The 13,825-nt window shown below is 32.8% G+C and carries 7 protein-coding genes; all 7 read right to left on the bottom strand.

Annotated features, from left to right (window positions below; all coding sequences use genetic code 11):
* A partial coding sequence (locus tag B5X70_RS18630; RefSeq protein WP_455423300.1) for a DUF7149 domain-containing protein occupies positions 1-172 on the bottom strand: 172 nt, incomplete at its 3' end.
* Positions 173-745: 573 nt separating this feature from the next.
* On the bottom strand, positions 746-3,709 hold the full coding sequence (locus tag B5X70_RS16895; protein WP_079559088.1) for a DEAD/DEAH box helicase: 2,964 nt from the start codon (positions 3,707-3,709) through the stop codon (positions 746-748).
* 3 nt (positions 3,710-3,712) lie between these two features.
* Entirely contained in the window at positions 3,713-5,560 is a 1,848-nt protein-coding gene (locus tag B5X70_RS16890) for an ATP-dependent helicase (RefSeq protein ID WP_079559087.1), read from the bottom strand.
* Positions 5,547-7,289 (bottom strand): AAA family ATPase, encoded by a 1,743-nt coding sequence (locus tag B5X70_RS16885; RefSeq protein WP_079559085.1) that lies wholly within the window; start codon positions 7,287-7,289, stop codon positions 5,547-5,549. The genes B5X70_RS16890 and B5X70_RS16885 overlap by 14 nt, the downstream gene beginning before the upstream one ends.
* Positions 7,286-8,896 carry an Eco57I restriction-modification methylase domain-containing protein gene (locus B5X70_RS16880; RefSeq protein ID WP_079559084.1) on the bottom strand — a complete coding sequence of 537 codons (1,611 nt, stop codon included), beginning with the start codon at positions 8,894-8,896 and terminating at the stop codon, positions 7,286-7,288. Before B5X70_RS16880 ends, B5X70_RS16885 begins: the two co-directional genes overlap by 4 nt.
* On the bottom strand, positions 8,883-11,870 hold the full coding sequence (locus tag B5X70_RS16875) for an Eco57I restriction-modification methylase domain-containing protein (protein ID WP_079559083.1): 2,988 nt from the start codon (positions 11,868-11,870) through the stop codon (positions 8,883-8,885). The genes B5X70_RS16880 and B5X70_RS16875 overlap by 14 nt, the downstream gene beginning before the upstream one ends.
* Positions 11,867-12,178: a helix-turn-helix domain-containing protein gene (locus B5X70_RS16870; protein ID WP_079559081.1), complete on the bottom strand. Its 312-nt coding sequence runs from the start codon at positions 12,176-12,178 to the stop codon at positions 11,867-11,869. The genes B5X70_RS16875 and B5X70_RS16870 overlap by 4 nt, the downstream gene beginning before the upstream one ends.
* Positions 12,179-13,825 lie beyond the last annotated feature (1,647 nt).

The raw sequence follows: 13,825 nt of genomic DNA, 5'->3' as shown, positions 1-13,825 counted from the left end.
TAAAAAAATCCGAGACAAGGTTTTTATGAAACTCTTCCGATTCAATGTCATTAATCCTGTCGAGCAACTGGGTTAAATTGGTCTTGAAACATTCTATTTCAGTCCTGTTTGGTTTTACTTTCAGGAAGGCTTTATTTAGTGCTTTCCGTGGTTTCAAGATTTTAATTTCCATTAATCAGTTTTCTCTTAAAAAATTAGTTATTATCTACAAATATACAATTATCTGTGGGTGCGTCGGCCAGAAAACAGCTCTTTTGCAAACTTTGGCTGTGTGTAGGTTTGTGTGGTTTGCAAATGTGCTGTTTTGTGCGTGGCAATCATTTTTCTTCCGTTAAATAGCGAATGTTTATTTTTTTCCTTGGCTTGTTGGCAACGGTTGGGTATATGAAACGTTTGGCATTTCGAAGCACTTTCCTGTCAAGTTACAGCTACTATTGATACGGGCTGAAAAGCTTAATAACTCACTAACTGCCAAATGTTTTATATACGATGTTGGCAACTGGTGTTCATTCATATCTATCTGCTTGCCATTTATTTAGCTTTCTTTTCTTTTCTTGTCATTGCAAAACTGTACCAACCTATCCACGAACCACAAATTTATTTTGTTTTTTTGAGGGTGGGCAATCCTAAAACCGTCATGAAAGAAGGGTGCTTGGGCTGGAATGGCGGAAGCTCTTTTGTAAGCCGTTGGTTTGAGTGTACGCTCGTGGGGGCTTGCAAATGTGCTTACGACTGTGGGTTGGATTCATATGATTTCTTCTAATGCAGATTTCCATAATATAAATCCTTTTTTTCTGTCGGAATAATCATGTATAATTCTTGTAAAGTTTTCAGGGCAGTTCCCTAAAAATGCTTGTCTTCCTTTTTCTTTAATTGTACTAATCTGGTTGTCAATCTGTTTAATTTCGTCAATTAGTGAGGCTTTGTTTTTAGAGGTATGCCAAATGTAAGTAGCTTCTTCTGTGTCTAATGTTTCCAAAAGAATAAAATAACTATTCTTTCCAGCAAGTAAAAAAACAAAGGAAAATGGATTAAGCACAAAACGAATTTTCATTACCAGATTTTCGTGTCTGTCTGCTAAATATTGAATATGTTGTGAGTGTTTGTAATGTTTGTTTTTGAGTATTTCATTTAACAAATCTTCTGCGTTTGAAAATATTTTATTGTGTTCTTGTAATTCATCAGAAGTCAGGATATTTTGCTTTTTGGGAGTGAATTGCTTTAGCAATCCTTTATTCAGAAACTGAAATTTCACACCTTCGACAACTTCTTTATTTATACGGACTATATCTGATGACAAGGCTAATTGGGAAGCTAATTTTCCATTTTCAAACTCGGCAAATAATTCTACAGTAATACTCTTTGACTTTAATGTTTTGATGAAATAAGGTTTTAACACCTCAAATTCTGGTCTTATTTCAATATTTTCAACCTGAAATTGGAGTTCGGTATTCATTTCAATAACTGGATATTTGAATGCGACACTTCCATAATGAAACTCCAATTCCTCGATTGAAACTTTGATTTTTTTTTCTATAGTTAAAACCTGATTTGATGAAATGATTTCGTCCTTTGGTTCATCAAACAAAGTTGCTTGCTTGTCAATTTTTCGATAATACGTATTTCGTTTCAAGAAAAGCTTATTGAGATAATCAATTTTATAGTCTCTGTAGTCGTAAATAGTTGGATTTATTTCCGAGCGTTGCACTCTACCAATATATTGGATTAGTTTGCCTTCAAAAGAAAATGGATAAACCAAAAATAAACAACTAATATTTTGCAAATCTGTTCCTTCACCAAAATACTGTCCTGTTGTAATTAAAACCTGAAAGTTGCCTTCTTGTAACGTTTTCCATTTGGCTTTTTTAGAAGATTCTGAATCTTCTCCGCTCAAGGTAATGGCTTCATAAGATTGTTTTAAAAACAAATACAGCGTATCAATATGTTCTTTTCGTTCGGTAATGATAACTGCTTTTTTACCTTGATTTAATTCCGTTTTTACATCTTCCAATATCAGTTTGTTACGAGCTGTATCGTGAACCAATATTTTTGATAAGGTTTCGAAATTATCCGTTTTAGAATTGTAGGGAACATCTAATTCCGTATTGTGGATGATGACTTTTGCATGTTTATAATTTTCAATTTCCGTCGGTTGGATATTGGCAATAATTTCTCCTAAATGGGTGAAAATAATTCTTCCATCATTATACTTTCTGAAAGGTGTTGCTGTTAAGCCATACAAATAATAGGTGTGTAATTTTTCAATCGTATTTCTGAAAGATTCGGCAGGAACGTGGTGACATTCATCAACAATGATAGTTCCAAATTTATTGTGTACAGTTTCTATATGTTTTGGAAGACTCTGAATAGTCGCCACAGTAATTTGTTTGCCAATTTTTGACTTCCCCTGACCAATTAAGCCAATATCTCTTTTCGGAATACCCAAAAATGCTTCAATCCGTTCTGTCCATTGCTCCAATAATTGTTTTCTATGAACAATAATAAGTGCAGGTTGACTTTTATTGACAATTATTTTTAACCCAATAACTGTTTTACCAGAACCTGGAGGAGCAACTATTACTCCGTAATCTTTTTTAGAAACTGCTTCAATTACACCAATTTGATGATTTCGCAAATCAGGAATGAATACAAAAGGAATAGACGGTTTTAGCATTCTTTTATCAACAAACTCAAATTCGATTTGTGATTCCTTGCAAAAACGCAAAAGCTTGCCGATAAAACCTCTTGGAGTAAAAATTTCATTTTCAGATTCTTCAATCAGTTTAAAATAGCGATTCGTTTCAAATGTATTCCTCCCTGATTTCTTCTTGATGAAAAATTCAGAGTTGGCAAAATTTAATTCTTCCTTCAAAAAATGAGTAAGCGTTGGTGTTAATCCATTTCTGTTTATACTTAAAGTACTGCTTAAAGAAATGCTAAGTTTTCCGTTTGTTGGTTGAAGAGTTACTTTCGGAACATCAGGTGATAATGTTTTATACAGTTCGTCTAAAAAATCGGTAGAAACCTTTTGGCTGTTTTTCAAAAAAATCCATTGGTCAGTGAAAGGTTCAAATGTTTCGGGATTAACAAAACAACTATTCCCCTTTTCAAAAGTTGGTTTAAAAAGAGGCAAAGCAATCAGATTTCCGAAACCTTTTCCTGAAAGAAAATCCTGATTGGGAAATAATCTATCAAAACTTGAACTTTTATCAAACATTGAAAATGCACCCGACTGTTCCAGAATTGAAATGAATATTTTCCTGCTCCTGATTGCGGGATATGGCTTATCAAAAAATATCCAAACATGTCCACCATTTCCAGAACGAGAACGCTCCATGTAAGCTGGAATTTTTTTTACATTACAGGCGTTTAGAAAAGTAACTGCTTCCTTTTGCCAATTCGCTTTGTCAAAATCCGCAACTAAAAACCAAGTTGTATTGTCTTGTAATAACGGGTAAACTCCAATCTGATGAAAACCATTCAGGTGTTTTTGAATTTGTTCGTCAGTAAGTTTCAAATAAGATTTCTCGCTGAAATTCTGAAAAGTTCCTCCATTCATTTTATGTGCCCGAAGACGATATGGGTCATAAAAAACGGCTGGCATATATCCCGATTTGTTTCCTTTCTCCCAACGAACAGCAAACACATCTTCACGTCCTTTGAAGAAGGAGCGGAATGTGTTAATGTTGCCTAGAGCATTTCCAATCATCTTTTAAAAATCAGTCAAAAATCTTGATTTAATTCTTGATTTGTAATCACCCCAAGGCATCATTCGTACTGAGGGATAAGAAACATACAGAAATCTTTTAGCTCTCGTGAATGCTACATATAAGTTATTCTTTTCTTGACTTAATTCCTCTCCGCCATTTTGAATTGCTAAATAATATGGAAATGTTCCATCATCTAACCCCACAAGAAAGACAATCTCAGATTCTTGTCCTTTCATTGTATGTACAGTACTAATACAAATACCTTCTTGCTTTAAATCTCTTTTAATTAATCCCAACGAGATTGTATTCTTAAATCCAGTCAAAGTTGGTTTAAGATTATTAAATGAATATTCTTTCCACAACTCTATCACCTCTTCTAATTCGTTATGAATCTGAGCCTTTTCATCGTCATTGAAAGTTGTTGATTTCTTTATAAAATCAGAAATTGATTGTAGCGATTTTTTAAAATTATCTTCCGTTAAAACAGAGATTATTTCTCTTATAAATTGAAAGTAATCATATTTAGATTTTGATATTTCATCCTCGTTTTCAAAATTATTTACCTTTAATAAGGTCTTGAGTCGTTTATTATGTAGCTTATCAGAAGGATTAATTTTTATTCTGAAATAGTAATCAAACAATTTCATGAAAATTGTTTCAAATTTAACTCCAACATTTCCAGACTTAAAATAGTATGGTATATTTTTTTCTTGCAATAATTCTTCAATGTACTTAAAAACAAATTTATTACGCCCTAGAATTGCAATCTTGCTATAATCAATTTCTCCTTCAATATCTTTGTAATTCTCCTTTTCTAAACATTTAATATTCTTAAGATTAATTAGATAGTCAATTTTTTCAACAACATATTTAGCTTCATCTTTTTCACCAGAAGCTTTATACATTTCAAAATGTCCTTCAATTACATAATTGACCGCTTCTACACTTAGTTGCATTAGTTTATTGGCTGCATCAATAACTTGCTTAGAGCATCTGTAATTTTCATCTAGAGTAATTTTTTGAGCGTTGAAATCTTCAACGAAAAATTTTTGCATATACTTAGGTGCAGAGCCGTTAAAACCATATATAGACTGATTAGGGTCTCCCACTATCATTACATTTTTAATTTGGTCTCCACATAAGGATTTCAATAAATAATATTGTGCTTTGTTCAAATCCTGTCCTTCGTCAATAAATATGTAATTGTAAGATTTTGAATATAGATTTTGTACTGCCTCATTGTTTGAAAAAAGTTTATATACAAACCATATTAAATCATCAAAATCAATCGCATTATTAGACTTTAAAATGTCTTGGTATTCATTGTAAAGCAACAAAAGATGTTCTTCACCCTCATCTGTGATTAAATCTTCAGGTTCAGCTAATTCTCTTTTAACAGAGGAAATAAATGAAAGTACTTTTGATTTATATCCTGTTTTATCCTTTGATTCTAAACCTTCATATATGTCTGTGAAATATGGCACTGATTTAATAGCTTCTTCCACAATCTCAATTCTATCGCTTTCATCTTCAAAAATATGGGGCATTTTTTGAAACCCTAAAAGCTTAAATCGTGATTCAAGTATGGATTGACAGAATGAATGGAATGTACCAACGAAAACATTTTTATTTTTTAACTTATCAAGTTCTAACCGCTCTTTTAGTTCTTCACTAGCCTTATTGGTAAAAGTAATTGCTAAAATCTTAGATGAATTATCCTCTAAAAGATTTTTTACCCTTTCTGTTAATACCCTAGTTTTGCCACTACCTGCACTAGCTTCAATTAAATATGAACCTTCACCTAAGTTTACTATTAGAGATTGCTTTGGGGATAAATTAATTTTGCTCATCTTCTATTGGATTTAAAATGTCATTTATTTTACCAAACAGCTCTTGAATTTTAGGTGGTAGTTGTTTGGTTGATAACAATAGTTCATTAGCTATCACTGGAGCAAATTGGGTTTTCATTCCTGTAATAATTTCATAATAATCTACATCTGGAATGGCATTTAATTGTTGTTGTTTTGCTGCTCTGTGTTGAGCATTAGCGCATTTTTCTAATTCCATTTTATGATATGCTGCTTTTACTTCATCAAGATATCCTTGTTCACATAATTCTTTTTCAAAATTGTTATTTGGACTTACAAAAACCACTTTGTTAGGGTCATTAATTCTTGATTTTGAAATTTGCCTCAAAACATCAGTATTTACATCAGGCTCATTGTCACTAAAGATTAAATATTCGACATTAAATGATTCACAAAATCTGATGAATGGCAAATATTTTGTATAACCACCAACTCCTATGAAATTAACACCAAGACAAACATAATCAATATTGAAATGTTTCTTTATAAGTATAGGCAATACTTGTTCTTCAGTTTCTCCTTCAAATAGAATAACTAATTTAGAAAAATACATTTCACCTCTAGTATTGATAACCTGCCTTTGAATTTGTCTTAAATCTTCTGGTTCAAAATCATTTTTTATTACTTTCCCTAATTTAATAGAAGCTGCCTTTTTTGAAATAGACCTTATCTCACTAATTTTTGCATTGGCTGCAATATAATTTGAATGAGTTGAAATTATTTTCTGCCCAACTATTTCATTTATTTGTGAGTACAATTTTTTTTGGGCATTCGGATGCAAATGTGATTCAGGTTCCTCTATTGCTAATATTGGATAATATGGTTTTCCATTATCCTCGTAAATTTTATGATTGAGATTCAAAAAGGATTTTAAAACTAAAAGAGAAGACCAACTTCTAGTACCCATTCCGTGATAATCCATTGAGAATTCAGAATAGTTAATTCTAATCCCTTTGTTTAAGTCACGTACTTTCTTGGTAAAAGGTGTTAATTGAACAGTATTGTTAGTATTGTCCATTGCTGTATCTAGCTCTTTAAGAGTTGTTTCTAGTTCAGTCAAAATATCTGAACTTCCAATTGTTGTTGAGTTTAGTTCTGAAATTAATGCTTCAATTTTTTGTTTATTTTCCAATGAAAATTCTAAAGACGATAAAATTCGCCCTAAATAAGATGACTTTGATTTTATGTCTTCTAAAATATCCCTATTTGCTTCTAAATAGAAGAAAGGTATCTCGTCAAAATAAAAACTTAGTTCTTTATCAAACTCATTGTCATACCAATTAATATCTTCATTCAAAAATTCTTCCCATTGGTCAATGTAAAACTGTTGTTTTCGAAAGGTTTTATTATTTTCTTTAATGATAGTTCTAAAAGCCATTATCTGTTTGCCGTCTTGGGAAATACCTATTCTTTCAGCTTTAAAGACATCATTCCAAACTTCATTGAACTCATTTGTCACATTACCGTCTTCATCAATAGGAACAAATAAAACATCCACAACTATTGTATCATCAATATGTTCCTCACAATAGAAAAAATCATCATTAGATATAAAATGAGAATTGGTTAATGCTAACTGTAATGCTTTTAGCAGAGTAGTTTTACCTGCATTATTTGTACCAACCAAAACAGTTGTGTTTTCAAAATCAACTTCAATATTCCTGAAGCCTCTGAAACCCTTTATTCTTACAGATTGCAATCTTATTCTCATAATTTACTCCTATTTAACCTCCTTGCCGAAAGCTTTTCCCAAATGCTATCAGCAAGTTTTATTTCTTTGTCCGTAAAGCCATATCCATCTTTCAGGATTTGCTTGTTTGTAATTTCAAGAATTTCATCAATTTGCTTTTTCTCTCTCATCATTTGGTCAATAGTTGCAAGCAAATCAGCGTTTTCGGTTTGATAAGGGAGCAGTATTTTTCCTGCTTCGCTTGGCATTAATTCTAAAACTCCACCGCCATAACTGCGACCTACAATTTCGGAAAAAGCCAAAGACAACGAATTATAAAAACTGGCAATGAAAGCGTTTTTATTGGTGTCTTTTTTTATAAACACACGGTGCATTGTGTCCGTTGTATAAGCGTTTGCTTCGTTTAAGATTAAACGAGGATAGAGATTGTTTCTGCGGATAAACAAAGCGTCAGATAATTTAATTGATGGTATTACAAACCAATCATCACGAATACCAGTTTTGTAACCTTTATTGATTCCTTGAGATTCGCCCATTTTAATGTACGAGTTCGCCCCTTTGTGTCCGTTTAGAATTTGTTTTGGCGGAAAAACTAGTAAATGAGCCTTAGCTTTGGTTTGCCTGTTCAATTTCCAATCGTTTTCTGTAAAAATTACACTGTTTACCTGAACGCTTCTGCCAACCATTGGCTTTGCATATTCATTTAGGTCGTAAGCTTCTACAACAGGCAAAGGAACAGTAAAATAATCATTTGCTCCAGTTGTGATACCTACTTCAACATTGGCATATTTGCCAATTGTTGGAACTTTTCGTTTAGTGGCAATATTTTCAAGAAAATCTATTTCCTCTTGGTCTAAAAAGTAGTAAGTCCATTTGTTTGACTTAAAATCAATTTTCTTAGTTGGACTTTTTAGGCGATTTACATCCAACTTTTCAAGGTCAGAAGCATCTCGTAATTCAAGATGTTCAATTAAATGTGAATCGCTTCCGTTCTTTTCACAAAGCAACAAAACAACTTCTTGCTGAATGTCAGGGAAAACCAACTTCTCAAATGAAATGATATTGATTTTATTGTAGAAATGAGCTAAAAACTCACGGAGTTGTTGAGCATAAGAAACTTGCAATAATTCCGCAGGAATCACAAAACCAATTTTGCCTTTTTCTTTGAGTAATAAACTTGAACCAACCACAAAAGAAACCCAAGCATTGGTCAGTTTGGAGTATTTTAGTTTAGCCCTATTGAATACTTTGATTGCTTCATTTTGCTGTTCTTCCTGAAAATATTGATAGCGAATGTAAGGCGGATTGCCAACTACTAAATCAAATCTCTGTGTGGTTTCATTGCAATACAAATGAAAATCTGTATTGATTACATCCTTGTTATTGAGTTTTATTTTTTCAGCTTTTTTAGCTTCCACATCATCAAATTCAATGGCTGTTACTGATTTGAATTTGTGATTATTTTCTCTCAATTGTTCAAGGAAAACACCATCCCCACAACTTGGTTCTAATATTTCATAATCAGAACTTCCATTGATGCCCCATTTCAAAATGAATGCAGCAATTGGCTCGGGTGTGTAAAATCCACCTCTCAATTTCTCGGCTGTTGCGTTCTTAATTAGCTTCATACAATTCTTTGATTAATGGGATTAATGAATCTTCACTACCTAAATCGTATAATTTAGCTAATAGCTTTTCTAGGTTGGCTTTCTCTCTTATAAATTGTCCTTGCAATGGAGTTAAAGCCCTTTTATTTCCTGTATTTGCATCTATTTTGTCATAAATGCTGATTAATTCTTTTTGAGTTTCTACGATTTTGTCGTGAAGTGTTTTTTGTTTGGCATCTGAAAAATCAATCTTTCTGATTGGTAGGTTTTTCAAAACCTTTGTACCTCTTGCTATGTAACCACCTCTGAAAACTTCGCCATACAAAGCACTAAACCATTCCAAATATTTAGAGTTGAGAATAGCTTGAATGTAATAAATGGAATAATCGGAAGTTGTTGGAATTGCAACTACACAATAACCTGCTGTTCCACCTGACGAAATCAAAGTTCCGTGAACATCAATTGCGTATTTATCGCCTACAGAGAGAACACCAACAATAATTTTTGAAGGAAGTCCACAACTATCCAAACTTTGATGTCTGCCGTATCTGTGCCATTCATTTTTCGTTTTTGGCTCAGGCTTAATATCACGTTTCGGATTATTTAAAATGGCTTTATGCTTTTGTAAATAGCCATAAGCCAAAGGGAATTTCTTTTGAATTGTGGTTAGAGGAATAATGTCAACTCCTGTTTTTGTTGTCAAGTAAGGATAAATTACCCTTGCATTCGGTTTGAAAGTTCTGTAAGTGTATAAATTATCTTCGCCTGATGAAGTTTGAAAATAGGGTTTTGTTATTTCCTTCTCAATCTTGTAATCAACACCTTTTTTCGTGAAATAGAAGTGCTTCTTATCCTCTTTAGTTGGTGTAAAAATGTAAACTTCATTTGCACTGGTCTGAATACCATTGAAAATATTGTCACTTCCAACCAAATCATTAAGTTTTACACTTTGAGAAACGATTTTATTGTAAGTGTTTGTTAATTCGGGTGGAACTAAAACCCAAACTTCACTATTCAATTCATCTGTTTTCTTTGAACCGTATTTTGCAGCCTCTGGCTCTCTAACTTTCCAACTTTTCAGGCTTCTTACTTCCGCATATTGGAAAGTCTTTTGCGGTTTCTTATTCAGAATTAACAAACAAGTGTAGGTTGTTTTGTCTGCAAAAACCTGATTTGCACCAAATGAAACGATTGAATGCAGATATTCTTTTTCTGCGAGTAATTCACGAAGTTTTTTACCTGCTCCAACTTTTGTAAACTTACTCGGAACGATATAACCTAAAATTCCATCATCAGCCAATAAATTTATTCCTTGTTCAAGAAAAAGGAAGTATTTGTCGAACTGCTTGTAGGCAGAATTGAAATTTGTTTTGTAAAGTGGTAATTCAAGCGGAGTTATATTTTTCATATCCTCCGACTTCATATAAGGTGGATTGCCTACAATGACATCAAAGCGAAGTTTTGAAAAATCAAACGGATTGATAATTACCTGGTCTTTCTTATTGGTTACTTGCTTTGGATTCAATAAACTGTTTCCAAAAAAGATGTTTTCAGAAAGGTCGGGTAAAACAGGTTTTGTTTTGTTGGTTGAATTTACATCTTCACCCTCAAGTAATTTGAGAAGCAAACCAAATTTGGCTGCTTCAACTGCATTATAATCTTTATCGACTCCATAAATGCAATTCAATAAAAGTTGATGCTTAATTTCAAATGGTAATTTGTAAGTGTTGATATTGGTTTGAATGAGTTTTGTTTTATCGTTTTTCAAATAATAGTCAATCAAACTATCATTTAGCAACTGCAACAACTCTAATAAAAATGCACCTGAACCACAAGAAATATCAGCAAATTTCAACTTTAGAATATCCTTGTCCGTTTTTCCTTCGCATTTTTTCAAAACGGTATTTCGTAAAATATCGCTAATTATAAATATCGGAGTTGTAATAATATCACGGTCAACATTTTCAGGTTTTTTTACTAAAACAACAGCACCGCTTTGTACGGTCAATTTTTCTGAAAGGAAGATTTCATAAATGCTTCCTAGCACATCAGAAGAAAAAACACTGAATGAATAGGGGCTTTCAGGATAATACAATTGTTTGATGATTGTCCAAAATACCGAACTTATATTTTCTACAATCTTATCTTTTAGCAATTGGTCAAAAAGTCCTGAATTATAGCGTTTGTCGGCTTGCTCAAACTTTTTGATTAAGGAATTGAAATCATTTGTATTAGCAAACTTCAAAAGGGTTTGGTAATCTTCTAAATTTCTGTCTTCACAAACACGAAGGAAAATAATTCTGTTGATGTAACTCTGGACAATGTCATTAAGTTGTTGCTCGTTAATTTTAGGCTCGTGTTTGTAAATTTCAGCACCTAAAGCTTTTCTCCATTCGTTGATTTGATTAAGGAATAAATTGTCAATAGAATATTGATTGATTTTGCTTTCTATTTCTTTCCATTCCGTTTCAAATTCTCCTGAATAAATAGATTCCCTTCCAAGTAGCTGTTTTATTTCTTCAAATTTGCTTTCGTATTCAGTGTAATGGTATTTTTTTACGAGTGCTTTTGTATAGTTGTCGTCTTTCTCAACTTTTACGGAAGTGTCATAAATGATTAAGTATTCAAAGTTTGAAAGAACAGAAATTTTCAACTTTGCCGTAAATCCATATCGTCTGACTTGTTTTGCTGTATCATTGTTTGATTCAATAGAAACGCACGGTTTCTTTGCTTCCAAAAAGAATTTTCTTTCAGAAAAAAGTCGGAAAGTGTAATCTGGTTTTTTAGAATGTTCTGAAGCATTTGCTTTCAGTGCTTCTTCCAAAATTACTTCTCGTTCGTTGGTTGTTTTGCCTGCATTGTTTTTAATGTCCCAACCAAGCAACTCGAAAAACGGGTCTAAGAAATCACTGCGAAGCAGTGTTTCATTATACCTGCTTGTCAAGTAATAATCCCTGTCGGTTGTATATTTCTCTATGAGTTGCTTTATTGTCATTTCTTCTTATTCCCTTTAATATATTTGGCTCTTTCCTCTGCTACTTTCAGTGCTTCTATTCCTAAATCTTCGTCTTGTATTTCATATAAAATCTTGTCGCTTAGAAATGAAACCAAAAGGTCGTCTGCATTGTAATCGTATATGTCGGCAAGTTTTAGAACCACTTCTTTTGTGATTTTCCGCTCCCCACGTTCCATTTTGCTTAAAATCGCCACATCAATGTCTAGCAAAGCAGCAACTTTCCGCAATGGAAGTTCCTTTTCTTCTCTAATGTGTCTTAGCTTTTCGCCTATTGTTTCTGTTGACATAATTATCGTTGACTATTTTTGTCAAATTTATGAAAAAATCAATTGGTAATCAATCTTTTTTATGAGAGAGTTTTCAACATGCAGCGGTGGATTGGCAAGATTGCACTCTTTGACAAAGCTTTGATTTGAGCGTTGGCTCGTGGGGCTTTGGCAATGTGTGCAATGTGGGTGGGGTTTCTTTCTTCTTTTTTTGCGGGGGGGGAGAAAAAAACAAAATAAATTTCCATCAAATTTGCACTGTCCTGTCAAAAAGCTAAATCCTTTCTATTTTCAATTTATCACTATCGTATCTGTCTGTCGTCTGTCTTTTTACACTTGTTGCCAACGTCCATGTTTATGAGCCGTGCGTCTCAGAATTTTCTTCCATCGGCTTGAAAACCTCTCGCATGGCTTATAAACAATGTTAGGGGGCTTTCCATTTTTTTTAATCAAATCGTTAAAAATCTTTCTTAAAAATAGGGATTTTCTTGAATTTCATGGATTTTCAGTGTAATAATCCGAATAATCTACGTTCTAAATGGTATTGGCGGTATTGAAATTATAGATGAACTCATCTAATATCATCTTTCTCAGACCTCTAAATTGACCGCCGAAACTGTTGATTTTCGCAAATTTACATGAATGTCCGTCGTTAAAATCTTAAAAAACATGGAATTAATCCGCAATATTTAATTTCTCCGAAAATTTTTTCAATATCATAGTCTTTGCGGTTAAATAATTCTAACGGGTTACAATTATATCATCGTATTATTAATCCGTTATTTCTTAAAAATCCGCCGTTTAATCTAATCTATTCCTTAAAATCCCTCGTTTCTCCACCGAAATCTTTAACGACTTGAATATATCTCCAAAGCACTTAATAATCAGTGGATTATAATTTTACTTAGCGAAGCTAAATAGCTTTCTGTTTAAATATCCGAGTCTTTGGTATAATTATTTCTCCCCGTTATTAAATTTTTCAACGCCTTAGTTTTCCTTAGAGTTCCCGATAATCTTTATATTCCTACCGTTAAGTAAACTATTCCGTTAAAGACTTTCGCTTCTCCGCCAGAACTCTAACGACCAAAATATTTCTCCGAAGAGATTGTTCTTCTGTGGCTTAAACACCTATTTTGCGAAGCCACTAAATAATCAGTTCGATATCCAAATTATTCCGTTATTGGATTTTAGTCGTTATGCGAGTATAAAAAATGATTTTTTATTCTGAATCTAAGGATTAATCTTTATTCAATTTTTTTTAATGTATTCTGATCGTTTTAATATTGATATTCAGGTCGTTATGTTGTTAAAATCAATATTCTGGTCGTTAAATTTTTCTAAGCACTCAGTTTTTCTAATTGAATTGATTTTCTCCCTAATCTCTGTAAGAATTGATTTTAATTTTCTATAAATAAGGGATTTGCTTCAAAAAAATGGAGTGCCCCCCTAACGTACCTGTGTATGACCAGTGGCTTTTTTGCGGGCTGCGTCCTTGTCCGCCGTTGCAAAAGTTAGCGCGGGGTAGGGGGGTGACTATTTTGCCGAACCAAAAGCCATTGGTTATTACACAATGTTGTATGTAGTTTCAATTTCAATTCAATCAATTCGTTAAAAATTCACTTTAAAAATAGTAATTATCTGGATTTCTTGAAGTTTTCTGCCAAATTT

The sequence above is a fragment of the Alkalitalea saponilacus genome (genome assembly GCF_900168165.1).
GTDB classification, from domain to species: domain Bacteria; phylum Bacteroidota; class Bacteroidia; order Bacteroidales; family Marinilabiliaceae; genus Natronoflexus; species Natronoflexus saponilacus.
Note: the sequence above shows the minus strand (reverse complement) of the source record. Positions and strands in the feature narration are given on the sequence as shown.

What these genes read in the sequence shown, in the direction of transcription:
- B5X70_RS16895 (WP_079559088.1), bottom strand. Translation starts at nt 3,709, where the DNA reads ATGATTGGAAATGCTCTAGGCAACATTAACACATTCCGCTCCTTCTTC.
- B5X70_RS16890 (WP_079559087.1), bottom strand. Translation starts at nt 5,560, where the DNA reads ATGAGCAAAATTAATTTATCCCCAAAGCAATCTCTAATAGTAAACTTA.
- B5X70_RS16885 (WP_079559085.1), bottom strand. Translation starts at nt 7,289, where the DNA reads ATGAGAATAAGATTGCAATCTGTAAGAATAAAGGGTTTCAGAGGCTTC.
- B5X70_RS16880 (WP_079559084.1), bottom strand. Translation starts at nt 8,896, where the DNA reads ATGAAGCTAATTAAGAACGCAACAGCCGAGAAATTGAGAGGTGGATTT.
- B5X70_RS16875 (WP_079559083.1), bottom strand. Translation starts at nt 11,870, where the DNA reads ATGACAATAAAGCAACTCATAGAGAAATATACAACCGACAGGGATTAT.
- B5X70_RS16870 (WP_079559081.1), bottom strand. Translation starts at nt 12,178, where the DNA reads ATGTCAACAGAAACAATAGGCGAAAAGCTAAGACACATTAGAGAAGAA.